The sequence below is a fragment of the Ruegeria sp. AJ12 genome (assembly GCF_056536245.1).
This window is the reverse complement of record NZ_JBQFJJ010000001.1, coordinates 2,506,195-2,532,062: the sequence shown is the minus strand read 5'-3', so window position 1 is coordinate 2,532,062 and position 25,868 is coordinate 2,506,195. Positions and strand designations below refer to the sequence as shown.

The 25,868-nt window shown below is 58.7% G+C and carries 23 protein-coding genes and 2 tRNA genes; 12 read left to right on the top strand and 13 right to left on the bottom strand.

Annotation, left to right across the window (positions count from 1 at the left end):
* Position 1: 1 nt before the first annotated feature.
* Together ACR3E0_RS12800 and ACR3E0_RS12795 are read right to left on the bottom strand one after the other, a co-directional pair.
* Positions 2–1,051 carry an ABC transporter ATP-binding protein gene (locus tag ACR3E0_RS12800; protein WP_480479199.1) on the bottom strand — a complete coding sequence of 350 codons (1,050 nt, stop codon included), beginning with the start codon at positions 1,049–1,051 and terminating at the stop codon, positions 2–4.
* A gap of 86 nt (positions 1,052–1,137) precedes the next feature.
* Positions 1,138–2,877 carry an ABC transporter substrate-binding protein gene (locus tag ACR3E0_RS12795; protein ID WP_480479198.1) on the bottom strand — a complete coding sequence of 580 codons (1,740 nt, stop codon included), beginning with the start codon at positions 2,875–2,877 and terminating at the stop codon, positions 1,138–1,140.
* A gap of 244 nt (positions 2,878–3,121) precedes the next feature.
* Here ACR3E0_RS12795 and ACR3E0_RS12790 point away from each other — a divergent pair, with 244 nt between their 5' ends.
* Genes ACR3E0_RS12790 through ACR3E0_RS12760 form a run of 7 tightly spaced genes read left to right on the top strand, consistent with a single transcriptional unit; the run spans position 3,122 to position 10,508 of the window.
* Entirely contained in the window at positions 3,122–4,483 is a 1,362-nt protein-coding gene (locus tag ACR3E0_RS12790) for a V-type ATP synthase subunit B (RefSeq protein WP_480479197.1), read from the top strand.
* The gene (locus ACR3E0_RS12785) at positions 4,461–5,066 is read left to right on the top strand and encodes a V-type ATP synthase subunit D (protein WP_480479196.1); all 606 of its coding nucleotides are present in this window, start codon (positions 4,461–4,463) and stop codon (positions 5,064–5,066) included. The genes ACR3E0_RS12790 and ACR3E0_RS12785 overlap by 23 nt, the downstream gene beginning before the upstream one ends.
* Entirely contained in the window at positions 5,063–6,859 is a 1,797-nt protein-coding gene (locus tag ACR3E0_RS12780; RefSeq protein WP_480479195.1) for a V-type ATP synthase subunit I, read from the top strand. The genes ACR3E0_RS12785 and ACR3E0_RS12780 overlap by 4 nt, the downstream gene beginning before the upstream one ends.
* On the top strand, positions 6,856–7,299 hold the full coding sequence (locus ACR3E0_RS12775) for an ATP synthase subunit C (protein WP_480479194.1): 444 nt from the start codon (positions 6,856–6,858) through the stop codon (positions 7,297–7,299). Before ACR3E0_RS12780 ends, ACR3E0_RS12775 begins: the two co-directional genes overlap by 4 nt.
* Positions 7,299–7,976 (top strand): hypothetical protein, encoded by a 678-nt coding sequence (locus ACR3E0_RS12770; protein WP_480479193.1) that lies wholly within the window; start codon positions 7,299–7,301, stop codon positions 7,974–7,976. The genes ACR3E0_RS12775 and ACR3E0_RS12770 overlap by 1 nt, the downstream gene beginning before the upstream one ends.
* A gap of 1 nt (position 7,977) precedes the next feature.
* Complete coding sequence (locus ACR3E0_RS12765; protein WP_480479192.1) at positions 7,978–8,670, top strand: hypothetical protein; 693 nt, start codon at positions 7,978–7,980, stop codon at positions 8,668–8,670.
* Complete coding sequence (locus tag ACR3E0_RS12760) at positions 8,667–10,508, top strand: V-type ATP synthase subunit A (protein WP_480479191.1); 1,842 nt, start codon at positions 8,667–8,669, stop codon at positions 10,506–10,508. The genes ACR3E0_RS12765 and ACR3E0_RS12760 overlap by 4 nt, the downstream gene beginning before the upstream one ends.
* 156 nt (positions 10,509–10,664) lie before the next feature.
* Here the strand turns inward: ACR3E0_RS12760 and ACR3E0_RS12755 are convergent, their stop codons facing one another.
* From ACR3E0_RS12755 to ACR3E0_RS12725, 7 genes are all read right to left on the bottom strand, one after another.
* Positions 10,665–11,246 carry a hypothetical protein gene (locus ACR3E0_RS12755; RefSeq protein WP_480479190.1) on the bottom strand — a complete coding sequence of 194 codons (582 nt, stop codon included), beginning with the start codon at positions 11,244–11,246 and terminating at the stop codon, positions 10,665–10,667.
* Positions 11,247–11,472: 226 nt separating this feature from the next.
* A tRNA-Glu gene (locus ACR3E0_RS12750) sits at positions 11,473–11,547 on the bottom strand.
* A gap of 22 nt (positions 11,548–11,569) precedes the next feature.
* A tRNA-Glu gene (locus tag ACR3E0_RS12745) sits at positions 11,570–11,644 on the bottom strand.
* A 109-nt stretch (positions 11,645–11,753) separates the two neighbouring features.
* The gene (gene recJ, locus ACR3E0_RS12740) at positions 11,754–13,496 is read right to left on the bottom strand and encodes a single-stranded-DNA-specific exonuclease RecJ (protein WP_480479189.1); all 1,743 of its coding nucleotides are present in this window, start codon (positions 13,494–13,496) and stop codon (positions 11,754–11,756) included.
* Positions 13,497–13,588: 92 nt separating this feature from the next.
* Positions 13,589–14,572 carry a class II fructose-bisphosphatase gene (gene glpX, locus ACR3E0_RS12735; protein WP_480481029.1) on the bottom strand — a complete coding sequence of 328 codons (984 nt, stop codon included), beginning with the start codon at positions 14,570–14,572 and terminating at the stop codon, positions 13,589–13,591.
* Between the two features lie 71 nt (positions 14,573–14,643).
* A complete protein-coding gene (locus ACR3E0_RS12730; protein WP_480479188.1) occupies positions 14,644–15,930 on the bottom strand; it encodes a homoserine dehydrogenase in 1,287 nt (428 codons plus the stop codon).
* Between the two features lie 125 nt (positions 15,931–16,055).
* Entirely contained in the window at positions 16,056–16,304 is a 249-nt protein-coding gene (locus tag ACR3E0_RS12725) for a hypothetical protein (protein WP_480479187.1), read from the bottom strand.
* Between the two features lie 101 nt (positions 16,305–16,405).
* On the opposite strand from ACR3E0_RS12725, the gene ACR3E0_RS12720 reads away from it, so the two are divergent.
* The gene (locus ACR3E0_RS12720) at positions 16,406–16,993 is read left to right on the top strand and encodes a TetR/AcrR family transcriptional regulator (RefSeq protein WP_480479186.1); all 588 of its coding nucleotides are present in this window, start codon (positions 16,406–16,408) and stop codon (positions 16,991–16,993) included.
* A gap of 27 nt (positions 16,994–17,020) precedes the next feature.
* On the opposite strand, the gene ACR3E0_RS12715 is transcribed toward ACR3E0_RS12720, so the two are convergent.
* A complete protein-coding gene (locus ACR3E0_RS12715; RefSeq protein WP_480479185.1) occupies positions 17,021–17,932 on the bottom strand; it encodes a pirin family protein in 912 nt (303 codons plus the stop codon).
* A 157-nt stretch (positions 17,933–18,089) separates the two neighbouring features.
* Here ACR3E0_RS12715 and ACR3E0_RS12710 point away from each other — a divergent pair, with 157 nt between their 5' ends.
* Positions 18,090–18,566: a hypothetical protein gene (locus ACR3E0_RS12710; protein WP_480479184.1), complete on the top strand. Its 477-nt coding sequence runs from the start codon at positions 18,090–18,092 to the stop codon at positions 18,564–18,566.
* Here ACR3E0_RS12710 and ACR3E0_RS12705 read toward each other — a convergent pair.
* From ACR3E0_RS12705 to ACR3E0_RS12695, 3 genes are all read right to left on the bottom strand, one after another.
* Entirely contained in the window at positions 18,563–19,024 is a 462-nt protein-coding gene (locus ACR3E0_RS12705) for a hypothetical protein (RefSeq protein ID WP_480479183.1), read from the bottom strand. The genes ACR3E0_RS12710 and ACR3E0_RS12705 overlap by 4 nt on opposite strands.
* A gap of 109 nt (positions 19,025–19,133) precedes the next feature.
* Positions 19,134–19,658: a TadE/TadG family type IV pilus assembly protein gene (locus ACR3E0_RS12700; protein WP_480479182.1), complete on the bottom strand. Its 525-nt coding sequence runs from the start codon at positions 19,656–19,658 to the stop codon at positions 19,134–19,136.
* 50 nt (positions 19,659–19,708) lie between these two features.
* Positions 19,709–21,481 carry a pilus assembly protein TadG-related protein gene (locus tag ACR3E0_RS12695; RefSeq protein WP_480479181.1) on the bottom strand — a complete coding sequence of 591 codons (1,773 nt, stop codon included), beginning with the start codon at positions 21,479–21,481 and terminating at the stop codon, positions 19,709–19,711.
* Positions 21,482–21,907: 426 nt separating this feature from the next.
* On the opposite strand from ACR3E0_RS12695, the gene ACR3E0_RS12690 reads away from it, so the two are divergent.
* The 3 genes from ACR3E0_RS12690 (at position 21,908) to dnaG (ending at position 25,807) form a co-directional block, all read left to right on the top strand.
* Entirely contained in the window at positions 21,908–23,338 is a 1,431-nt protein-coding gene (locus ACR3E0_RS12690) for a Glu/Leu/Phe/Val family dehydrogenase (protein WP_480479180.1), read from the top strand.
* A gap of 144 nt (positions 23,339–23,482) precedes the next feature.
* Complete coding sequence (locus ACR3E0_RS12685; protein ID WP_480479179.1) at positions 23,483–23,779, top strand: hypothetical protein; 297 nt, start codon at positions 23,483–23,485, stop codon at positions 23,777–23,779.
* 78 nt (positions 23,780–23,857) lie between these two features.
* Positions 23,858–25,807 carry a DNA primase gene (dnaG, locus tag ACR3E0_RS12680; protein WP_480479178.1) on the top strand — a complete coding sequence of 650 codons (1,950 nt, stop codon included), beginning with the start codon at positions 23,858–23,860 and terminating at the stop codon, positions 25,805–25,807.
* Positions 25,808–25,868: the final 61 nt, after the last annotated feature.

The following is a 25,868-nucleotide window of genomic DNA, read 5'->3' as shown; positions in this document are numbered from 1 at the left end:
GTCAGGCCACCCTTTTGCCGTCTTGGCCGAAATACCGGCAATGGGCCGGGTTCATGTAGAAACTGTGATCTTCGCCTACTTGGTATGGATGCACACCAGCGGCCAGAGACACCCAGTCATCGGAACCGTGCCGAAAATGCGCGCTGGAATCCGAACCGGAAAGCTCGGTCACGATTACGCGGCCTGTCAGTTCGACATCGGCTTCCGAGGTGCGAAATGGCGTCACCCGATGCGGGCGAACCGCGACCATATAATCCCCATCAGCCAAGTCAGAGACCTGCCAGCCACCACCCCCGGCCAATTGCGCCTGCGTGCCTGAGACAGTGATGCGCGCCACATTGATCGGTGGGTCCGAGAAGACCCGCGCTGCGGCAATGTTTTCAGGGTTCCGATAAATGTCGGCGGTGGGGCCGAACTGGGTGACGCGACCATCTTCCATCAGCGTGGTTTGACCGCCAAGCAGCAACGCTTCTTCGGGTTCCGACGTCGCGTAAACCACGACAGCCCCGCGCCCGGCAAACAGATCGGGCAGTTGCTCGCGCAGTTCTTCGCGCAGCTTGTAATCAAGGTTGGCCAGCGGTTCATCGAGGAACACGGCGCGGCTCTCTTTCGCAATAGCCCGGGCCAGCGCGGTGCGTTGTTGTTGTCCACCCGACAACTCATGCGGGCGACGGTTCAGCATCGGGCGCAATTGCAGCAGGTCTGCGGCCTCTTCCACACGGCCTTCGATTTCGGATTGCGCCATGCCGGCCACACGCAGCGGCGAGGCGATGTTGTCGAAAACGGTCATGTGCGGATAGTTCACAAAGAACTGGTGCACGAGGCTGATTTTGCGCTTTTGCGTGTTCAGCCGCGTCACGTCCTGCCCATCCATCAGGACCTTGCCCGAGGCGATGGGGTCGAGCCCGGCCATCATCTTGATCAGAGAAGTCTTGCCCGATCCGGTCGCGCCCAGCAGCACATTGAAGTGACCCGTGTGCAAAGTCAGGGATGTGGGTTTGATATGGATGACGTTGCCGACCCGTTTGGTCGCGTCTTGTAATTCGATCATGTCCGTGGGTTCCGATCCCGCAGCGCCAGGCGCTGTTATTGGTCTTGGGTGGGGATGCCTAAGGCGGCATCCCCTGTTTTTGTGGCTTACTGGGACTGCCAGCGCTGAACCAGTTCGTCGTAGTTGACGGTCTGGCCCTGTGGCTTTTCGTTCTCCAGCTTGGCTTTGGGCGAGCCCGGCTTTTCAAGCCAGAAGGCAGCGTCCTGCGGTTCGTTCAGGCGCGGGCCACAGCCACCGTAGACACCGGCGCTTTCATCTGCGGCCTGCATCCGGGCCATGGTGATGTCCATCTCTTCGGCCAGACGGTCCATCGCCTCTTGCGGAGTGAAGGCACCCGAGTTCACATCACCGATCTGCTGCCACCAGATCTGGGCCAGCTTGGGATAGTCCGGCACGTTGATGCCGGTCGGCGACCATGCCACACGATCAGGCGAGCGATAGAACTCGACCAGACCCCCCAGCTTGGGTGCGCGTTCGGTGAACGACTCGTGATTGACCGAGCTATCGCGGATGAAGGTGAGACCCACATGGGACTTCTTCACATCAACCGTCTTGGACGTCACGAACTGAGCATAAAGCCAGGCCGCCTGAGCACGATCCGAGGGGGTCGATTTCAGGAAGGTCCAGGACCCCACGTCCTGATAGCCGACCTTCTGGCCGTCTTCCCAGTAGGGGCCATGCGGGCTGGGCGCCATCCGCCACAGCGGCGTGCCTTCGTCATCCACGGTATTGTTGCCTTCGGACTTCGGCTTCACCATGTCGGCGGTAAAGGCGGTGTACCAGAAGATCTGCTGGGCCACGTTGCCTTGGCTGAGTGCTGGCAGCGACTGGTAGAAGTCATAGGACGCAGCCCCCGGCGGCGCATAGTTCCGCAGCCACTCATCCCACTTGCGGATCGCATAGACCGCAGCCGGACCATTTGCAGCACCCCCGCGTGACACCGAAGCGCCGACCGGGTTACAGGTGCCCGCTTCCATGCGGATGCCCCATTCATCAACCGGGACGCCGTTTGGCTCACCCACATCACCGGCGCCCGCCATCGAGAGCCATGCGTCGGTCATACGCCAGCCCAGGTCGGGTGCGCGCTTGCCGTAGTCCATGTGGCCATAGATCGCGACACCATCAACTTCCTTCACGTCGTTGGTGAAGAACTCGGCGATGTCTTCATAGGCCGACCAGTTGACCGGGACACCCAGATCATAGCCGTATTTCTCTTTGAACGCGGCCTTGTTGTCCTCGTCATCGAACCAGTCCTTGCGGAACCAATAGAGGTTCGCAAACTGCTGGTCGGGCAGTTGATACAGGTTACCGTCCGGACCGGTGGTGAACTGAATGCCCATGAAGTCATCCAGGTCCAGTGTCGGCGACGTGGTCGCGGACCAGTCACCGCCCATCTGCTCGGTCAGGTTATAGGCCAGCTGCAGGCGCGAGTGCGTACCGATCAGGTCGCTGTCGTTGACATAGCCGTCATACAGGTTCCGACCCGTTTGCATCTGGGTCTGAACGGCCTGAACCACCTCGCCCTCACCAAGGATCTGGTGGTTGACCTTGATACCGGTGATTTCCTCGAACGCCTTGGTCAGAACCTCGGATTCATACGAGTGCGTGGGGATGCCTTCGGACAGGACGTTGATTTCCATGCCAGCGTAAGGTTGTGCAGCTTCGATGAACCACTGCATCTCACCCATCTGTTCGTCTTTCGACAAGGTCGATGGCTGGAATTCGTCGTCAATCCAACGTTGTGCTGCGGCTTCGTCGGCCCAAGCAGGACCATGCCCCGCAATGACGGCAGCCGCCGCCACTGCGGAAAGTAGATGTCTCCGCATCTGTCTCCTCCCAAGAATTATGGTTATCCGGCGCAGACCGGATGCCGGACAGCATCAGCGATTTTCTGCCTGTGTGTCAAACTAAATTTTTAGTAAATGATCCATCACAGGTTTCGCGACTTAAGTTTGTCCTAATTTGTCAATCTGCGGATTCGTTGTAAGCTGTGATCATGATTGCAAAAAATTGCCGTTGGACGCCGCGACACTGAACACTGATAATCACTTGGACGCATGAGGATTTGTAATGTCCCAAAGTCTGCTGAAGTACACACGCGTTCTGGAAATTGTTGGCGATACCATCAAGGTTCGGGTGCCGACAGAGCGTTCCGGCGACTCTGCGGTGCGCTTCAACGATCTCGCTGTGATCGAAACAGTGGACGGTCGCAAAACTCTGGCGCAGGTGATCTTTATCGACCGGGATGTGGTGACGCTTGAGGTGTTTTCCGGCACCAAGGGTGTCTCGACCGAGGCGACCGCAACGTTTCTCGGGCATCCGATGCAGACCCCGTATTCGGCCAATATTCTGGGGCGCGTCTTTGATGGTTCCGGCGAGGCGATCGATGGTGGGCCGGATCTGTCTTCCGAGCCCAGGATTGAGATAGGTGGGCCCACGGTGAACCCGGCCGAGCGCGCGGTGCCCAACAAGATGATCCGCACCGATGTTCCGATGATCGACGTGTTCAACACGCTGGTCGAAAGCCAGAAGATTCCGATCTTTTCCGTCTCGGGCGAGCCGTTCAACGCCTTCCTGAGCCGAATCGGCATTCAGGCGGATGCGGATATCGTGGTCTTTGGCGGGCTTGGTCTGATCTTTGACGACTATCACACGTTCCGCACGTCGTTTGAGGATGCGGGCGTGTTCTCGCGGACGGTCATGTTCGTCAATCAGGCGATGGATCCTCTGGTCGAACGGCTTCTTGTCCCGGACATGGCGCTGGCGGTGGCCGAGAAATTTGCAGTGGAAGAGGGCAAGCGCGTGCTGGTCCTGCTGACCGACATGACGGCTTATGCCGATGCGATGAAAGAGGTGGGCATCAGTCAGGAACGTGTGCCGTCCCAACGCGGCTATATGGGCGATCTCTATTCGCAACTGGCGCGGCGCTACGAGAAAGCCTGTGATTATGCCAAAGGGGGCTCGGTGACTGTTCTGACAGTCACGACGATGCCCGGCAACGATGTGACCCATCCGGTACCGGACAACACGGGCTACATCACCGAAGGGCAATTCTATATGCATTCCGGGGTGATTGATCCGTTCGGCAGCCTGTCGCGCCTCAAGCAGAACGTGATTGGTAAAACCACGCGCGAAGATCACGGGCAGATCATGAACACGATGATCCGCTTTTATTCCGAAAGCCGCGACGCGGCGCAAAAGCAGGCCATGGCCTTTGATCTGTCCGACTATGATCATCAGTTGCTCAAGTTCGGGGCCTTGTTTCGCGCCCGGTTCATGGACATCAACGTATCGATCCCGCTGGAAGCTGCACTGGATCTGGGATGGAAAACACTGGCCGAATGCTTCGCGCCCGAGCAGTTGCTGATGAAACAGGCCTTGATAGACAAGTATTTCCCAAAGGACGCCGATGGCACGGTTGCAGCTGAATAAATCGTCGCTTGCCCGCGAACAGACCCAGCTGAAAAGCTATGAGCGGTTTCTGCCGTCTCTGGATCTCAAGCGCCAGCAATTGATGGCGGAACGGGCCAAAGCCCGCGGCGACGTCCGGCAGTTGCAGGACGAGGTGCAGGAACTGGCCCGGCAGGTCGGTGAGAAACTGCCCATGCTGGCCCAGCAGAAGATCGATCTGGACGGGTTGGTTACGCTGAAGGATTACAAGATCAAACAGATCAACGTCGTGGGTGTGAAAATGCCCGCGCTTGACCGGATAGAGGTTGCGGTCCGCCCTTATTCAGTGCTCGCCAAACCGCATTGGGTCGATACAACGGCGCGGCTGTTACACGATATGATCGAGGCGCGGTTACGGGTCAAAGTGGCTGAGGAACGTGTAAGGCTCTTTGACAAGGCGGTCGCGACCATTACCCAACGGGTCAATTTGTTCGAAAAGGTTTTGATCCCCCGGGCAAAAGCCAACATCAAGAAAATCCGCATTTACCTGAGCGACGAACAGATGCAGGCGGTCGTCCGTTCGAAAATCTCCAAACGCAAGCATGCGCAGGATGTTTCGGCATGACGGTTGCCAGACTGAAAAAACTGTCGCTGGTAGGTCCCGCTGCGCAGAAGACCGAAACGCTCGAAGCGTTGCAGGGGCTGGGCTGCATGCACGTTCTGCCGTTGGTGCAGCCGCCGAACGAGCCCGAGAAAATCAGCGAGCGAGGGGCGAGGGACGCTTACAAGGCCCTGCGTTTTCTGGCCGAAGTTCCCGATCCGCGCCGCCAGATCCAGCGCGATCCGGATTTCGACATGGACCAGTTCGTCAAAGACATCCGCGATCTGATGCAGCGCAGCCGGGACATGATGGACCGGCGGGATTTTCTGGCGCATCGCATCGCGCAGGTGCGGCCGTGGGGGGATCTGGATTTTCCTCCGACGGATGTTTTGGCCGGAAACCGGTTGTGGTTCTACAGGCTCCCTCTCAAACATCGGGACGCCCTGTCCGGGATCGACCTGCCATGGGCAGTGCTGGAGGAGGATCATCGGTATCTTTACGCCGTTCTGATTTCACCGGACGAGCCCGCTGATGACATTCTGCCGATCCCCAGAACGCATACGGGTTCGTTGCCGGTTCACGAGCTCGAAGCGCAGCTGGAAGAGGCCGAGATTGCGCTGGAGGCATTGGATGCCGAACGGGTGGCGCAGACGCGATACCTCACGCTGATGCGCCGAAACCTTTCTGCTGCGGAAAGCGCCGCTGAACTGGCCCATGCCCGGCAAAAGGTGCGGGATGACGAGGCGGTGTTTGCGCTGCAGGGCTGGGTGCCCGAGGATCGTGTGGACGCGGTTCTGGACATGGCTGGTGACAAGGGTGCTGCGGTGCTGATCGAGGACCCCGGGGCGGACGATACGCCGCCCACATTGCTGGAACAGCCCGAGAAACGCAGCGCTGCGGTCGATCTTGCATTGTTTTACCAGGTGCCCGGCTATCGGGACTGGGATCCCAGCGTCATCGTATCGGTGTCATTTGCGGTATTCTTCGCGATGATCGTGGCAGATGCGGGATACGGCGCGGTCATCCTGCTGGGCTTGCTGGCGTTTTGGAGGCGATTAGATGGAACGGCGGCTCAACGCTCGTGGCGGCGGTTTGGGCTGATTATTTCCGGGGCAACAATTGTCTACGGCGTCATGGTCGGAAGCTATTTTGGTGTGTCGCCGCCGGTTGGGTCGGTTTGGGGCAGGCTCAAGCTGCTGGATCTGAACAATTTCAACACAATGATGATGGTGTCCATCGTAGTGGGCGTTTTGCATCTTGTGCTTGCGAACGCGCTGGCGGCTCGCGCGGCCTGGGGGCAGCGCAAGGCGATCGCCAACCTGGGCTGGATCGCGGCCTTGATTGGCGGTCTTGTTCTGTGGCTGAGCTATATGAGCGGCGCGTCGATGATGCCGGGCGCGGTAATGATGGGTGCCGGTGTGTTGGCGATCGTGCTGTTTTCCAGCGAACGTGTGATCACGACGCCCATGGACTGGGTCTGGCGGCTGATCGGCGGCTTGCAAAGCCTGGCAGGCGCAATGGGCGCATTTGGTGATGTCCTAAGCTATATGCGCCTGTTTGCGCTGGGTCTCGCCTCTGCGTCGCTGGCAATCACCTTCAACGATCTGGCCGGGTCCGTGATGCAGGCGCTCAAGGGGCCGGGTATCCTGTTTGGGTTGCTGATCCTGATCATTGGCCACGTTCTGAACTTTGCCCTCGCGATGATGAGCGGCGTCGTGCACGGTCTGCGTCTGAATTACATCGAATTCTTTAAATGGGGTTTGCCGGACGAAGGCATCGTCTTTCGTCCGTTCGCCCGCAAGGAGGTTCAGGAATGAATGAGCTTGTACTCACATTAGGCTGGCTGGGCATATACGCACCTATGGCGCTGGGCGCCGCGGCCAGTGCCGTTGGATGCGCCATCGCAGGGCAGGCCAGCATCGGTGCCATGACCGAGACCGAAGGCGGCTATGGGCGGTTTGTCGGGGTGTCGGCCTTTCCCTCGACAATGGTGATCTATGGCATCGTCATCATGTTCACATTGAACCGGGAGGTCACGCCGGACAACGCGGGCGGGCTGTTCGGGATCGGTATCCTGTCCGGTATCGCGCTGATGTATTGCGGGATCTGGCAGGGCCGGGCCTGTGCTGCGGCGATCAACGCGACCAAGGAAAAGCCCGAGATCTTTGGCCTGGCTCTTGCGCCTGCCGCGATTATCGAAGGTTTTGGCGTCTTTGCCTTTGTTTTCGCCCTGGTTATCAGCGCGGGGATCAGTTGATGGCGCAGGATCGCACAATCTCTCACGGTGTCGATGCCCTGATCGACAAGCTGCGCAACGACGGGGTTGCGGCTGGTCAGGCAGAGGCTGAAAAACTGCGCGCCGATGCCAAGGCCGAGGCGGCCCGCATATTGTCCGATGCCAGGCGCGAAGCCGATGATTACCTCAAAAAGGCGCGCACCGAGGCCGACAACTATCGCGCGGCAGGCGAAGAGGCGTTGAACACCGCGATGCGCGACGCGGTTCTGACGATGAAGGCTGGCTTGACCGGCAGGTTCCGCGAGGATGTGGAGCGCCTTGTCACCAAGGACATGGCGGATCCAGAGCTGCTGAAACAGATGATCCTTGAGGTTGTTGGCCGCGCCGCCACGGGTGCCAATCTGGATGGCAAGGTGCAAGTCATCCTGCCGGCAAAGGTGGCCACCCAGGAAGACATCAAACAGAACGCCGATGACATCCAGTCCGGGAAGCTGACGAAATACGTGCTGGGTCTGACGGCCAAAATGCTGCGCGAGAATGTCGAACTGCACGCCTCTGACGACACGCAGGTTGGTATCCGTGTACGGGCCGAGGATCAGGGCGTCGTTCTGGATCTGACCGACAAGGCTGTGGCCTCGTTGCTGATGCAGCATCTGCAGCCCCGCTTTCGCGCGGTATTGGAAGGGGTGATCCGCTGAGATGTCGGACCCCAACGCCTATATCGCGCTGATCTGTAGCTTACCCGGGTCTGAACGGTTGTTTGTCGCCAAGCAACCCCCGCTGTCCCGCCTCAGGCTGGATCGCCGCCTCAAAGCGTTGCGGACCGAAGACGCGTGCGTTCTGAGTGTGTTGGAACATGCCCTGAGCTGGAGCGCCTATGACATGGATGTCACCGACGCACAGGCGATCCAGCGTTGCAAACAGGCCTTGCGCGATATCCCGCAACCGACCCTGCAAAAGCTGTTCATGGAACGGATGGAGTTGCGTTCGGTGATGGCTGCAATGCGTCTGCGCAACCGTGGAGAGGGGCCGCCGGCCGGGTCGTTCGGAATGGGTCGGTGGAACCGCCATATCCCGGCCAAATGGTCCGATCCCGGCTTCGGACTTGAGCGCGCAATGCCCTGGGTGAAAGAGGCACATCAATTACTGGACAACGATGACCCCTTGGGGCTTGAACGTCTCCTTCTGTCGGTAAGCCACAGACAGCTAAAGCGGCATGCGGCCCGTCACATGTTCGATTTCGAGGCGGTCGCCATCTACGTCCTGATCTGGAGCATCTTCGACCGCTGGGCGCAAAGCAACGCGCAGGACGCCGCGCTCAGATTTGAAAAACTGGCCCGGCAGGCGATGGCCGATGTCGCCGATATCGATTTTGAGGGAGCAAGCGCATGACCGCCCCAACGTCATCCTCTTCCACCGCCACCGCGCGCGTGGTTTCCGTTCAGGAAGGGCTTGTGCAGATACAGGCGGACAAGGACGCGTCCGGCCATCCCGGGCAGCTGGTCAAGAACGAAGTCGTCTTCATTCTGCCGACGCGCCCGGGCCCTGGCGGTCGGCAAGAACGTCTGAAAGCCGAAGTTCTTAGGGTTCGCGGCGACATCGCTGATGTGCAGGTCTACGAAAGCACCAACGGTATTGCGGTTGGCGATCCGGTCGAGCAATCGGGGCAGCTCCTCTCTGTCGAACTGGGACCGGGTCTGCTGGGTCAGGTCTTCGACGGCCTGCAGTCGCCTTTGCCGAAGGTTGCGGCAGAGTTCGGGACCTTTCTGCCCCGCGGTGCTGATGTTGCACCGCTCGACGATCAGGCCAAGTGGTCGTTTTCCCCTGCGGTCAAGGTCGGAGACACGGTCACCGCGGGCGACATTATCGGAACGGTGCCCGAGGGGCATTTTACCCACAAGATCATGCTGCCGTTCAACTGGTCCGGGGACTACAAGGTGGTTTGGGTGCAGAAAGGTGCAGCCACGATCCACGACATCATCGCCCGGCTCGAGGACGAACAGGGCGGCGAACACACCCTGACCCTGTTACAGAAATGGCCGGTCCGGCGGCCATTGCCTGAAAGCATCCTCAAGCGAGCCCTGTCTGAACGTCTGTATCCGACCGAGCCAGTGCTGACATCGCAACGGTTGATCGACACATTCTTTCCCATTGCGCGCGGGGGCACCGCTTGTATCCCCGGGCCGTTTGGCGCCGGCAAAACCGTGCTGCAGAACCTGATCGCACGAAACGCCAAGGTGGACATCGTGATCGTTGTGGCCTGTGGCGAGCGGGCCGGGGAAGTCGTTGAAACCATTTCCGAGTTTCCCAAGATGACCGACCCGACCACCGGCGGCAGCCTGATGGATCGAACGATCATCATCTGCAATACCTCGTCCATGCCGGTCGCCGCCCGCGAGGCTTCGATCTTCACGGGCATCACGCTGGGTGAGTATTACCGACAGATGGGGTTCGACGTTCTGCTGATCGCTGACAGCACCAGCCGCTGGGCGCAGGCCATGCGCGAAACATCTGGTAAGCTGGAAGAAATACCGGGAGAGGAAGGGTTTCCAGCCTATCTGGAAAGTTCCATCAAGGGTCTTTACGAGCGCGCCGGGGCGTTAAAGACCAATGACGGAGATCTCGGCAGCCTGACGCTGATCGGTACGGTATCACCTGCCGGCGGCAACTTTGACGAACCGGTCACGCAATCGACGCTTTCGACGGTAAAGTGCTTTCTCGGGCTGTCGTCCGAACGCGCCTACAAGCGGTTTTATCCCGCGGTCGATCCGATGCTCAGCTGGTCGCGCTATCTGGACCAACTGTCGGACTGGTACGACAAGAATGCCGAACCCGGTTGGACGGGCAAGGTGCGCGATCTGCTGGCCCTGATCGAAAAAGGGGAACAGGTCGACCAGATGATGCAGGTGACCGGGGAGGAAGGTGTCACGATCGAGGATTTCGTGACGCAGCAGAAGGCGCTGTTTGTCGATATGGTTTATCTTCAGCAGGACGCGTTCGACAAGGTGGACGCCACCGTGCCGCTGGAGCGGCAGAAGATGACCTTTAAACTGGTCTATGGCGTGTCACAATCTACAGCCGAATTTGCAGACAAGGCCGAGGTGCGGCAGGTATTCACACAGCTGACGGGTTTGATGAAGAACTTCCACTACGCGGCTGAAAACACGCCGGAATACAAGTCGATCTGGCAACAGATCGAGGATCTGTGCCGTAAGACATTCAGTTTCTGACCCTTTGCGCCCCATCGGTCTGGGCCATGCCCTGCGCACTTGTGGCGTGCCGTTTTCGCCTTTGGGTTTGGTTCCAATCGAGGCGGTGTTTCTCTGCGGCAATTGCCCCATCGCATCGACCGCGCCGAGGCCGCGTCCAACGGAGCCGTGGCCTTGCTACGTCTTGTCTTGATGTTCGACGGGTAAACCTTCGTATGCTTCTATCTGCCACTTGCCTTGATACTCTTTCACCAACCCTTCTTGTGGCAAGTCCATCGCACCGATAGCGGCGACTTGGCCCAAGCACCGGCTTAGATGGCCGCGCAACACTTCCAAGGCGTCGAAGTAGGCTTGTCGCGTGTCCGATGGCCTGTAGAACTCGCCAAACTGCGGATTCCGCGGCGCATCGTCGGATCGGTTCAAGAGTTCTTCGTAGGTCAAGAACTGACGAATTCCCAATGCCATAGCTTCCATGAGAAGATACAATGATCCGTCACGCAGGTTTGAAAGTTCGACCTGTTTATCCACGAGTATCGAGCGTATCTCACGCAGGGACGTCAACGCGTTGTCGATACAATTGTCACAGCATTCCCATGCAGATAGAACGCGGCGATCTGCCAGCCGAATAACGAGTTCACGCGCAACCCGTTGCTCTATGTCGGTTGGATCAACCGCAATGCTCACGAATGGCAATTTGATAGTTAAGTTGCCTACGTGCTTCGTATACCTGCGACGCGCGCGCGCCAGCAGGTCCGTCATGTCAAAGCGAAAGGGTATGTTGCCGGTTCTCATAACCTATTCCTACCGCAATCACTGCCGAAGCACATCAGTTGATCGGATGTTCCGAAATATTCAACCACACCTTCGTGAGCGGTTGCGCGTGCCTTTGGGGCCGTTTGTGGGCCTTCGCTTTCCAAGGCAATACTTAGGTGGAGAAGGCGCCTATTCTCTAAGTATATGATTTTATTTGAAAATCATGAACGAATGGTAGCCCGTAGGGGAATCGAACCCCTCTTTCCAGGTTGAAAACCTGGCGTCCTAACCGATAGACGAACGGGCCAACTGGACCAATCAAGCACAAGTGGTAGCCCGTAGGGGAATCGAACCCCTCTTTCCAGGTTGAAAACCTGGCGTCCTAACCGATAGACGAACGGGCCACGCTGGCTTGTGGAGGGCCTTTTACGGTTTCGCCGGGACCCCCGCAAGCCGAAAAATGCAGCGGTGTTAAAGTTTTTTGGCGTCTGTCAAGCCGTGATGAAACACGGTCTATTTCGCCTCTGCCGCATCCTCCAGGCGCAACTGGACGCTCTGGCGACCCCCCCAGGAATTGACCTCGAGGCGGCCGGCAAAATGAAACCGCGCGCCGCCGTGATTGGACAGACGCTCCCCCATCGGACCGTCGAATGCGCCAAAGGCAATGGCATCCAGGCCACCGTTCAGCCCATCGGACAGCGATAGTTTCAGATGTGTCTCGCCGACGCGCTTGGCGAAGCGGACCTGCAGGTCCGGCAAGGCATAGCGCGGGGCAGGGGCGCTGGCCCCGAACGGGCCCGCCTGTTCGATCTGTTCGATCAGGCCAACGGTCGCTGCGCCGGGCATCAGTGTGCCGTCCAGCTTGAGGTCCGCGGGGCCCCTTTGTCCTGCGCCCTGTTTGGCCAGCAACTCGCTCAAACGCGCCATTGCGGGCTCCAACTGATCCCGCATGACGGTCAGACCTGCCGCCATTTTGTGACCGCCGCCCTTGGCCAGCAACCCCTCGGTTACCAGGCGTTGGATCGAAGCCCCCAGATCCACACCGGATACGGACCGGCCAGAGCCTTTTCCTTCATCCTCATCAAAGCCGATGACAATGGCCGGGCGGTTCGCGGCTTCCTTCAGGCGCGCGGCCACGATACCAACCACGCCCGGATGCCAGCCGTCGCCAGCGGCCCAGACCAGCGGGGCGTCCAGACCGCGGCCTTCGGCCTGTTGCAGCGCCGCCGCCCGCACGGTGTTTTCGATGTCCCGGCGCTCTGTATTCAACGCGTCCAGCCGTTGCGACAGGGCGGCGGCCTCGGTCGCAGACTCGGTGCTGAGCAGACGCGCGCCCAAATCAGCCTGACCGATCCGCCCGCCTGCGTTCACCCGCGGACCCAACACGTAGCCGAGGTGATAGCTGGAGGGTGCAGTATCGAGCCGCGACACATCCGACAGGGCCACCAAACCGGGGCGCTGTCGGGCCCTCATCACCTTAAGGCCCTGCCGCACCAGTGCCCGGTTGACGCCGATCAGGGGGGCGACGTCAGCGACCGTGGCCAATGCGACGAGATCCAGCAGAGAGATCAGATCGGGGCCTTTGGTTCCGGCCTCACGCAATTGCCGCCCGGCCTCGACCAGCATCAAGAAAACCACACCGGCCGCGCAGAGATGGCCCAGATCGCCGCTTTCATCCTGACGGTTCGGGTTCACCACAGCCACGCAATCGGGCAGGGTTTCCTCACCTAGGTGGTGATCCAGAACAATCACATCCGCACCGCTGGCGGCGGCGATGGGCTCGTGGCTGAGCGTTCCGCAATCCACGCACAGGATCAGATCATGGGTTTGCGCCAGGTCCCTCATGGCCGGCACATTCGGCCCGTACCCTTCATCGATGCGATCAGGCACGTAGAGCGTCGCCTCAAGACCCATGTGACGCAGCCAGACGATCAGCAATGCGGCGGAACTGCCGCCGTCGACATCGTAATCCGCAAAAACGGCTATGCGTTGCTTTTGGCGTACGGCGGTCAGAAACCGCGCAGCGGCTGTTTCCATGTCTTTCAGAGTGCGCGGGTCAGGCAACAGCTCTTTCAGCTTGGGGTCCAGAAAGCTTTGGGCTTCCACAGGTGGCACGCCGCGCCGGGCCAGAACCTGACAAAGGGCTGGGGGCAGGTCGACCTGTTGGGCCAGCATCGCGGCCGCGCGTTCGACCTCGGGCGTGGGCCCGACCCAGCGCCGCCCCGTAAGGGATTGCTCGACTCCCAGAAAGCTCAACCTGTTCCCCTTTACGGTCAAGGCCGGACCCCATCGGACCCGGCCTTTTTATCTACTACAGATACTTTCGCCGAAGACCGCCGCGCAAGCCGCTATCCGGCATTGTGCGGCCACATCGGCGTCCGATAGGACATGCGGCGCACGGACCCGGTTTTCGAACGCATCAGCAGCGTCGTGGTCTCGACCCAGCCCGGCTCTCGCTTGATACGCGGCAACAGCGAGCCTCCGGTGACGCCAGTTGCGGCAAAGATCACATCCGCAGTGACCATCTCGTCCCGGGCATAGACACGGTCCAGATCGGCGATGCCTGCCTTGGCGGCGCGGCCGCGTTCGTCATCGTTGCGGAACATCAGGCGACCAAAGATCTGACCACCCATGCATTTCAGGGCTGCGGCAGCCAGCACACCTTCGGGTGCGCCGCCCTGGCCCATATACATGTCGATGCCGGTCACTTCGCTTTCGGCACAATGCATCACACCGGCCACATCTCCATCGGTGATCAGGCGGATCGCCGCGCCGGTTTCACGCACTTCGGCAATCATCGCCTCGTGACGCGGACGTTCCAGGATGCAGACCGTGATATCGGCCGGGGCACAATTTCTGGCTTTGGCCAGCGCCTCGACCCGTTCGCGGGGGCTCATGTCCAGCGTGACCACGCCTTCGGCGTATCCCGGACCAACGGCCAGCTTGTCCATGTAGACGTCCGGTGCGTGCAGCATCGAGCCGCGCGGGCCCATGGCGATCACGGTCAGCGCGTTGGGCATGTCCTTGGCGGTCAGCGTGGTGCCTTCCAGAGGGTCCAGAGCGATGTCCACGCCGGGGCCGTTGCCGGTGCCAACCTCTTCGCCGATATACAGCATCGGTGCCTCGTCCCGCTCGCCTTCACCGATCACGACAACACCAGCGATATCCAGCAGGTTCAGCTGTTCCCGCATCGCGTTGACAGCAGCCTGATCGGCGGCTTTTTCGTCTCCGCGCCCAACCAGCGAAGCCGAGGCAAGGGCGGCCTGTTCCGCAACCCGCGCGAGGCCAAGCGAGAGCAAGCGGTCGTTAAAGTCGATCTTGGCGGCTGTCATGAGATGCAATCCTTTGGTCAGCAAAGACGTTGTGTCTGGCATAGCCTGCCCGCGACGCAGGCCGCAAGGGGTCAGACCTGTTCGATCCTAAGGGCGACCGGGTCACCCGATACCACATCGGTTGTGCGCAACCCATCCAGAGCGTGGTCCAGCGTTGTGCGGGTGGTCTTGTGCGTCACGATCAGAACCGGGGCCGTGCTTTCGGGGTGCGCATACTGGCGCATCCTGTCGATGGAGACGCCGGCGTCGCCCAGAATGGCCGCGACCTTGGCCAGCGCGCCGGGTTTGTCGAGCAGAGCGAGGCGCAGGTAATAGGGCGCGGGCAGACCTGTGCGGGCCGGTCTCGCTTCTTGCAGGGACGCAGCGGGGCGCCCGAAAGTGGGAATCTGAAGGCCGCGCGCCAGATCGCAGATGTCTCCCATGACGGCGCTGGCGGTTGGACCCTCGCCGGCACCGGGTCCACGCAGAATAACCTGTTCGACCGCGTCTCCCTCAATCACAACCATGTTGGTGCCGCCCTCAAGCTGCCCCAGCGGCGAGTCGCTTGGCACCAGACACGGCTGCATGCGCTGTTCAAGGCCGCGCGGTGTGCGTTGCGCGACACCCAGCAGTTTGATGCGGTATCCCATGTCGCTCGCCTGATGGATGTCGTCCAGGCTGATCTGCTGGATGCCTTCAATCTCGATCCCGTCAAAATTCGGTTTCGTGCCAAACGCAATTGAGGACAACAGGGCCAGCTTGTGCGCCGCGTCGATGCCGCCCACGTCGAGGTTCGGATCAGCTTCGAGGTAACCAAGCTGCGCGCACTCCTCAAACAGGGCATTGTAGCCCAGTTCCTGCGATTGCATCCGGGTCAGGATGTAGTTGCAGGTGCCGTTCATAACGCCCATCACACGGGTGATTTCGTTTCCGGCCAAACCTTCGGTCAGAGATTTGATCACCGGGATTCCGCCCGCGACTGCGGCCTCAAAGCGGATGGCACGGCCTGCCGCTTCGGCTTGCTCCGCCAACTCCTGACCATGGATCGCCAGCAACGCCTTATTGGCGGTGACAACATCCTTGCCGCTGGCCAGCGCCGCTTCGACCGATGCTTTGGCCGGGCCGTTTTCGCCACCCATCAGTTCCACAAAAACGTCGATATCATCCCGCTGTGCCAAGGCCACAGGATCAGTTTCCCACGCATAGTCCGACAGGTTTACGCCGCGGTCCTTGTGAGCATCCCGCGCCGAAACCGCCGTGATCACGACCGGGCGCCCTGTGCGCGCCTGCAGCAGGTCTGCGTGACGGCGGACAATCTTTACAACGCCCACGCCAACAGTGCCCAAGCCTGCAATTCCCAGCCGCAACGCCTGTGTCATTCCGTGGGTTCCTTTCCGCTCGACCTGCCTGTTTTCGAACGTCTTGTCCGTTCAGCGCTGCCTTAGCCGGTTCAGGCCGATGGTGCAATCCGTCAAGGCCCAACAAAGGCCAAAGGCGCAATCGCTCAGTTGGTTTGTGCGTTTTGCAGCGCCTGTGCTTTGGCCGCGAGCGCTTTGCTGCGCGCTGTCAGCTCGTCTTCGACCTCAGCGGCTTCATTAATGGGGTCGATGGGGGGCCCAAGCGTGTCCTGCAATGGGATGAGGCGTGGGTAGGGCGCGGCCTGGACCGAAGGGGGTTCACTGCCGTCCAGTTCCGGGAAGTCGGTGCATCCGGCGCAGGTCAAGATCAACATCAACACGGTCAGGGGCTTCATGGCGAACCTTTTCACGGGCAACTGCACGTCCGTGATGCACCTTTTACGATACCGGTTCAAGCAGGGTTCTATATGAACAATTGTTCATATACGGTGAGTTCATGGCACGTACACAGGGTTCACATTCGGATATCACGGGGCCGCGTATTCGCAAGGCCGCATTGAGGCTGTTTGCACGGCAGGGCTATGCAGCCGTGTCCATGCGGCAGATCGCGTCTGACGTCGGCGTTCAGGCCGGTGCGCTGTATAACTACACCCCAGATAAACAGAGCCTTCTGTACCGTTTGATGCGCGACCACATGCAAGAGCTGCTGGAAGCCTATGCATCGCTGGAAGACAGCGCAGATGCTCAGGAGAACCTGCGCCGGTTTGTCGGGTTTCACATCCGGTTCCATCTTCAGCGTCCGGACGAGGTTTTCATTGCCTATATGGAGTTGCGAAACCTGACGCCCGAGAATTTCACCGAGATTGAAGGCCTGCGACGCAGGTACGAAGACTCGCTCGAATCCATATTGAATGATGGACAGAAGGCAGGGTTGTTTTCGATCACGGATACCAAGATTGCAACGCTGGCTGTGATTGCCATGCTGAATGGCGTGATGACCTGGTATCGGGCGGGGGGGCGGTTGTCGTTGGACGAAGTCGAGCAGATCTACTGGGACATGGTGCGCCGGGCGGTGACGGCCTGACGCTATCCGCGCCAGGCCGCACTGCGCTCAATGCGCAGGACGAATGAAAGTCCCGTTGCGCAATTCCCGGAAGGCCTGTTCCAGTTCTGATCTGGTGTTCATAACGATCGGGCCATGCCAGGCTACGGGTTCGTCAATCGGCGCGCCCGAGATCAGCAGGAAACGGACGCCGTCCGGACCGGCCTGCACGGTGATCTCATCCCCCGTTCCGAACCGGACAAGCGTGCGATCACCGGACATATCCCGAATGTTGACTTCTTGCCCGGCCACTTCTTTCTCCAACAACACGCCGGTTGGCGCAGAGGCATCGGCAAAAGCGGCCTCGCCCTGAAACACATAGGCAAAGGCGCGCCGGTAGGTGTCGACACGAAACGTCTTTTTCACGCCGGCAGGGACATGAATGTCCAGATATTGCGGATCTGCCGCGATCCCGTCGACCGGGCCAGTTTTACCCCAAAACTCACCAACGATGACGCGCACGGATGTCCCGTCGTCATCGATGATTTCGGGAATATCCTTGCCTTGCACGTCCTGATAACGCGGGGCCGTCATTTTCTGATCCGAGGGCAGGTTGCCCCATAACTGGAACCCGTGCATCTGACCGGATGCGTTGCCGTGTGGCATCTCCTGATGCAGAATTCCGGACCCGGCGGTCATCCATTGAACGTCTCCGGCCCCCAGGGTGCCACTGTTCCCCAGCGAGTCCGAATGTTCGACGGTTCCGGCCAGAACATAGGTGATGGTTTCGATCCCGCGATGGGGATGCCAGGGGAACCCGGCCTGATAATCCTGCGGGCGTTCGTTCCTGAAGTCGTCGAACAGCAGAAACGGGTCGAGTTCGGACGGATCCTGAAATCCGAATGCGCGGTGAAGCTTGACGCCGGCGCCTTCCATCGTGGGCATGGCTTGGCGGGTCTCAAGTGTGGGTCTTAGGGACATGATGGCCTCCTGACTTCTTGGACGGGATGTAAGCCCTGCATGTTGGCAGTCAATTTGCGTAGAAACACCCTCACTGTGCGCATTTGATCATGATTGGCGGCTCTGTTGTTCCCAGAAAAAAGCCGGTAAGTGAGGGCGAAACGGACAGGAGGCATTAATGCAGGATGAAGTGCTTGCGACGGTTCAGGCGTCGTCGCCCCGGCGGTGGGCCGGGGTGGGGATGTTGTTCATTGTCGGAACACTGGTGATCTATGTCGCCCTTGCATCGCCCCCTGAACCGGTCTGGCAAGTGTTCCTGTTTGTCGTTGGCGGGGCGTCGTTCTGGCTGGCCTACCGCATGTGGCATGCGACCCTGGACCGGATCGAACTCACACGCCTGGAGTTGCGCACGGGATCGGGGCGCCTGATCGCGTACGTTGAAGACGTTGAGGCTGTCGACCGAGGCGTGTTTGCGTTCAAACCGTCAAATGGATTTCTGGTCCGGACAGGTACTAAAGGTGCCAACACGTGGGAGCCGGGACTGTGGTGGCGCTTGGGTCATCGCGTTGGCGTCGGCGGCATGACAGCCGCCGCCGAAACCAAATTCATGTCAGAGATGCTGTCCGCGATGTTGGCGGAAAGGGACGGGGCCTAGCAGTCCTCCGTCGCGTTGATGTTGGTGTATCCGCGCGGTTGGGTGAAAATGAACTTGTCGATCGCAAACTGATGGTCGCCAAAGCCAATTTTGAACGGGCGCGTGTACAGGTCTTTGGTCTCTACCATAATCATCCGGGCATTGTCGGCCATGACCGGAAGCCGATCAGCGTAGTCCAGAACGGTCTCGTTGTTCAGTTTTTCGAAGCTTTCGCCGCGCACGAACGACCAGAGGCAGTAGTGGCGTTTGTCGGGTTCATCCCAATGGATAAACGAAATACGCATCGAGACGTCTGAGCGGTCCGCAATCATGAATTGCTGCAACTCATACATCGATGTAATGTACTGCTCGTTCACTTCTTTTTTCTCTCGCGATAGAATGTCAGCTATGGCAAAGGCCGCTTTTAGATTGCGCGCACCCTGACGGTAGCCATCGAAGTAGGTATACGCGGTCCACATGGACCAAAAGAGCAGGGGAAAGACAATGATGGCCTCAATACTAACAACGCCTTCCTGTCTATGGAAAAAGCGGGTGAAGAAACCCGAAATAGACCGGGGCAATATCTGATTAAGCCGGCTCATGGACAAACACCGTTGTTGCATGCAATTCGTACTGACCATCCGGGTCGCGCGCCGCCAGTTTTCCTAATGTAGTGCCGTTGAACAGCGGTTTGATTTCCACACAGGCGCGAATGACCATCAGTTGATTTGCCGTCCCTGGCGAAAACAACTGGTCGTCTTTCCCGCGAACATCTTCGGGTGTATCGACGCAGAACGGGTTTATGAATTCTTCCGACAGCATGGGGTTGCCCTTGAAAGGATCGATGGACGTCATCTCAAGCGCCAGGTTTTCGAAGCAGTCTGGAATTGCACCGGCTTTGTCGCACACGATTTCCTTGAGCAAGCTGTGCGTCCATCCCTCCTCCGGGTTAGCGGTGTATTTTGAGATGTGGTTCATGCGCACATCCTGAATCGTTTCATCCAGGGCGCGTTCGAGGTTCGCATGATTGTAAGCGACGATTCCCAGTTCGACACCGGAGTAGGTGGTCATAATGAAAATTGGGAACCACATAACAAACTCGATGGTTGCCATGCCCTCTTCATCGCGCCGAAACAGGCGTAGTTTCTTTGACAGGCGTCTGATCATTGGGTCAGCCTCAGATTACGGATGCTCGATCCAATTGAAGCGAACACATCCGGGAGATTGGTCGGCGTGGCCTCGTAGTAGGCACCGTCGTCACTCTGGCATTTCTTAAGAATGTTCTTGCCGGCGGTGGGCGCCTCCAATGCGATTGCAAAGATCACGACACCGTTATCTTCCTTTGCTTGCGCACACATGACTTCGACGCGCGGGTCTTTTGTTGAGCGACCGCTAGAAGACACAGCGTCATAGTACCAGTCATATGCAAAGGAAGATCCGTAGTAGTCGCGGAAATCGTCGTAGATTGCATACCGGGTCGTCTGTTCCCACAGTTCCGGCCATGTCAGATGAACCGAGGGCGTAACAACGGGATCAAGATTGGCATATTCAACAATGCGAGATGTGCTGTAGTCGAACTGATTGCAAAGCCCATTGCTAAAATTCAGACAGCGATACTGAATGTATCCCCTTACATAACCGTCTGCAGGGTCTATATTTTCAGGATCCGCAACGACGGTCATGTTGCTCGGATCTACATAGGTATTGCCGTACCCGCTGGATTGAAGTTGCTCACGCGCCCAATAGAAGAAAAGATTGCTGTCCCACTCCCAAATGTCGACATTGGGCCAGTAGTATTTGGCGCCGAGTCCCGTATAGATGTCACCATCTACAATTTGGGCGTAGGATACATATTCTTCGAAGTTGTCATTCCACCAGATGCCGGACTCACCTGAACGGTATGGGTCATTGATCCAATACTGAGATGTGTTTGCCCCGTCCGTCATCAGGACCATGACCTTCATCGTGTCACCCGTCGCAACATTGGCAGGTCGGGTCGCAAACTCGGCTGGGACATCGCCATTTGCAGCGAGCGCGGCAACAACCGGTCGGAAGCTTTCATCCAGAAGGGTCAGCCCCCACTTCACACCAAGATCAATCGACGTGTTTCCGGCCGCGCTGAAATCTGCAATTTTCTGCTTGAGGACCTCGGCATCCTTTTGATGCACCATGATTTCACGGTTGGCTGAGTTTTCGCAAACTTCGCTGTAGACTATCAGATCGTCAGGGCGTCTGTCGTAGTCGCCCCACGGCGTAAAGTGCATCGTGCGCTCGCGGATCAAGTTCAAGTCGAACGTGGATGTTGAAAACTCTGTGGTGTCGAAGTTGATGCAGTTCGCGTGGTCGTTCACGCCGGTGGTGGACAATTCGTTCATCAGATAGTCCGGCAGCGCAACCTGTGTCGCGTAAGGGACGATCGAGATCGACAACTTGCCGTCCTCGGTTTTATCGACCATTTCCTGTACAAAGTTCTGGGCGGCCAATTTCAGAGTGGTCAGTCGGTTGTTGTTATTCATTGATCCCGACACGTCAAGGACCAGGGAAATCTCAACATTGCCAATCGCTTCTTCAGCGACACTGACCACAGAGGTAGTGATGTGGTCTACGTTCCACCACTGCATGAAGTGCATTTTGACGTCCATCTGCGCGCTGGCTTCAACGCGCCGGTACCCGTTTACCGTCACCGCCTGCGAGCCGCAGAGGTCTGGCGTGACAATTGGATCACCAACGAGGTACTCTTTAAGGCCCTCTTTCTCCAAGTAACTCTCAATCACGACCTTTGGGCAAAGGTCCTGTTCCAGGTCGGCCGCAGCCAAAACAGCCCGGTCAAGAGAATACTGCAGTCTGGCGCGTTCGTGGTCGAAACGCATGATGTCGACGGCAAAACCTGCCGTTGCGAACACGACCATGATCAGGCCCAAAGCCAGGAGAGTCATCAAGCCGTCTTCGGATTCTGCAAAGGATTCCGCAGCGCGTCGGGTGGTGTCCGCACGCTTCGACTTTTTAATTACCGACTTCAAAACAGAATTGTTCATAACGAGTCCCTCTACTGGTCAGACACGCTGAATCCAGTTGTTCGCAGCTTTAATAATTTAGACGTGGATCGTGGCGAGATTTGGGCACCATCGCCACTATGATGCTATTATTGAATGAAAATTGGCCGCAGTTTTGAGAACTTCGGCCTCTTTGTTTCATCAGGGAAAACAATATCGGGGTCGCGAGCGGGCCTGCGACTCACCGCGTTTACCAATAACCGCTTCTACATGAAATGCCTAAAAAAAGCGCAATAGGAGATTGCAGGGATCGTTCTGTGGTGCGACAAAACGTCATGACGTTTGTCAGTTACCGACACGGAGGAATTCATGACCGGCATCAAAGAACCCAGCTTCCGCGAGAGTGTTGATCTGATGTTCAACAGGGCAGCGTCCCTGATGGACCTGCCGCCGGGGCTGGAGCAGAAAATCCGGGTCTGTAACGCAACCTACACCGTTCGGTTCGGTGTCCGTCTGCGTGGTGAGATACACACGTTCACAGGGTATCGGTCGGTCCATTCCGAGCATATGGAGCCCGTCAAGGGCGGTATTCGCTATGCCACTGCGGTGAACCAGGACGAGGTTGAGGCGCTGGCCGCGCTGATGACCTACAAATGCGCTCTGGTCGAGACGCCGTTTGGTGGCTCAAAGGGTGGCTTGTGTATTGATCCACGGCAATACGAAGAATACGAACTCGAACAGATCACCCGGCGCTTTGCCTACGAGCTGGCCAAGCGGGATCTGATCAACCCGTCACAGAATGTCCCAGCCCCGGATATGGGCACGGGCGAACGTGAAATGGCCTGGATGGCGGATCAATATGCGCGGATGAACACTACCGACATCAACGCGCGGGCCTGTGTCACCGGCAAGCCCCTGAATGCGGGTGGTATCGCAGGGCGGGTTGAGGCCACAGGGCGCGGAATTCAATATGCGCTGCGCGAGTTCTTCCGCAATCCAGAAGATGTTCAAAAGGCGGGATTGTCGGGCAAGCTGGATGGCAAACGCGTCGTGGTGCAAGGTCTCGGCAACGTGGGCTACCATGCCGCGAAATTCCTGAGCGAAGAAGACGGATCGATCATCGTCGGCATCATTGAGTGGGATGGCGCGCTGTACAATCCGGAAGGCATCGATGTCGAAGCCGTCCGCCAATGGATCGTCAAGCATGGTGGTGTCAGCGACTATCCCGATGCGACGCATTCCGCCGAAGGTTCAGCTGTCCTTGAAGCAGAATGCGATATTCTTGTTCCGGCCGCCTTGGAAGGGGTCATCAACCTCGAAAACGCCGAACGCATCAAAGCGCCGCTGATCATCGAAGCCGCAAACGGCCCCGTAACGGCGGGCGCGGACGAAGTCCTGCGCAAAAAGGGCACGGTGATCATACCGGATATGTACGCGAATGCGGGCGGTGTGACGGTGTCTTACTTTGAGTGGGTGAAAAACCTCAGCCATATCCGCTTTGGCCGCATGCAGCGCCGCCAGGAAGAAGCGCGGCACGAATTGATCGTCAGTGAACTGGAGCGATTGGACCGTTATCTGGGCGATGCATGGACAATGTCGCCGGACTTCAAATCCAAATACCTGAAGGGTGCGGATGAACTTGAACTGGTGCGGTCCGGTCTCGATGACACAATGCGTATCGCCTATCAGTCCATGCGCGAAGTCTGGCACAGTCGTGATGACGTCGAAGATCTGCGGACGGCGGCGTATATCGTGGCCATTGACCGGGTTTCGAAAAGCTATCGGGCCAAAGGACTCTGAGTAATGTGCGACGCGGCAACCCGGCCTGGCCGGGTTGTCCTCACGGCTTCGAGCCGGCGCCACTCAAAATTCGGAAAAGGATGATGGCAGGCCTTGCCGGGCCCGGCTAAGCTGTCGGTCAAGAAACGAATCCGGGAGTCCCCAATGTTGCGTATTGCCATCGCCGTCGCCGTACTGGCCACCCCTCTGGCTGCTGCCGAAACCAAAGAGCAAAGCTGTCAGTATCAGGCCGACGTGGTGGCTGCGATCCAGAAGGCCCGGCTGGACAAAGTCAGAGAGCGGGATGTACCGCAGGCTGTTGCGGACAGCAGCCCGGCCTGGCCCGAGAACTACAATGCGGCGATCCCTCTGATCACGCCCTGGGTTTATGAGCAAAAGATGCGCGACGTCCGCAACAAGGACCTTGGCGCGGCCTGGCTGGAGCTGTGTTTGCAGCAGTAATCCACAGCCTCGCTATTTCTCTGTGGAAAAGCGCGCCATCCTCTTGGCGCGCGTTTTTGTTTCTGGCAGGTTTGACACATGTCTTTGCCCCCCGGATTTCTGGATGAGCTGCGCACCCGGCTGAGCCTGTCTCAGGTCGTCGGGCGCAAAGTCATTTGGGACCCGCGCAAATCCAATCAGGGCAAAGGCGACATGTGGGCGCCGTGCCCGTTTCATCAGGAAAAGACAGCCTCCTTCCACGTGGACGATCGCAAAGGCTTCTACTACTGCTTTGGGTGCCACGCCAAAGGCGACGCGATCAGCTTTGTGAAAGAGACCGAGAATGTCTCGTTCATCGAAGCGGTTGAGATTCTGGCGCGAGAAGCGGGAATGCCAATGCCCGCCCGTGATCCCAAGGCGCAGGAGAAGCAGGATCGACGGTCGCAACTGGCTGAGGTGATGGAGCAGGCAGTCCAGTTCTTTCGCTTGCAGCTCAAGACGCAGGGCGGGGCAGAGGCGCGCGATTATCTGATGCGGCGCGGACTGGATGAACAGGCGCTGGACCGATGGGAGATCGGGTTTGCTCCGGACGGCTGGCAGGGCCTGTGGGATCATCTACAGGGCAAAAGCGTGGCCGAGGATCTGATCCTCGGGGCGGGTCTGGCCAAACCGTCGAACAAGGGTAAGAACCCCTATGACACGTTCCGCAACCGGATCATGTACCCGATCCGCGATCCGCGCGGGCGCTGCATCGCCTTTGGCGGCCGGGCGATGGACCCGAATGACAATGCGAAGTATCTGAACTCGCCCGAGACCGAACTGTTCGACAAGGGGCGCAATCTCTACAACCACGGACCGGCCCGGCAGGCGGCGGGTCAGGGCCAACCGCTGATCGTGGCCGAAGGGTACATGGATGTGATCGCGTTGGCCGAGGCTGGTTTTGGCGCATCGGTTGCCCCGCTTGGTACCGCGATTACGGAGCACCAGTTGAACCTGCTCTGGCGTATCTCGGACGAGCCGATCATCGCTCTGGACGGCGATACGGCGGGTCTGCGCGCTGCGATGCGGGCGGTTGATCTGGCGCTGCCTTTGCTGGAGGCGGGGAAATCCCTGCGCTTTGCGCTGATGCCCGAAGGCCAGGACCCGGACGATCTGCTGCGCGCCGAGGGGCCCGGCGCGGTTCAGGCCGTGCTGGAAGGCGCAATCCCGATGGTCAGGCTGCTCTGGCAACGGGAAACCGAAGGCAAGGTGTTCGACAGCCCCGAAAGAAAGGCTGCCCTCGACAAATCCCTGCGCGACAAGATCAAACTGATCCGGGATCCGTCGATCCGGTCGCATTACGGTCAGGAGATCAAGGACCTGCGCTGGCAGTTATTCCGTCCGCAACGCGCGTCCCCAAATCGCCCGTGGCAGCCGCGCGGCAAGTGGCAGCCGCCAAAACAACCGGCGACGCCCGGCGCGCGCGCGTCATTTTTGGCATCCTCGGACAACGCGGAAATCCAATTGCGGGAAGCGGCCATACTGGCCATTGCCATTCTCAACCCAGAAGTCGTCGTCCAGTTTGAGCATCAATTGGAAGACATGGACTGCCACCATCCCGATCACGCGGCTCTAAGGCAGGTTGTCCTGCGCCATGCGATTGATGACCCCGAAAACCTGAAAGAACACATCGATGCAACTTTGGGCCCAGATGCCCTTGAAAAGCTGCTGGGTCTTCGCCATGTGGCAGTCATCCCCTGTGTGTTCAAACCGGGCGACGTTGAAAAGGCCGAGATGACACTGGCCGAGGAACTCGCAAAAATCAAAGCGCTCCGGGGGTTGGATGCTGAGATTGCCGAAGCCGCGGAGGAGTTGTCCGATCTTGCCGATGAGGCGCTGACATATCGGCTGGCTCAGGCCGCCGAAGAGCGCAACCGTGCGAGCCGCAGCAAGAACGAGGACAAGGCCGTATTCGACATCGCGGATAACGGCGCGCGAATCAATCGTGACGAGAAAGACGCGTTCGAAGCAATCACATCCGGTATCAATTTCGAACGAAAACGCCGATAAACTGGTGTTTTCGTAAGGCACTTGAAAAGAAAAACGGGTAAACGGGTGGCCGAATCACTTC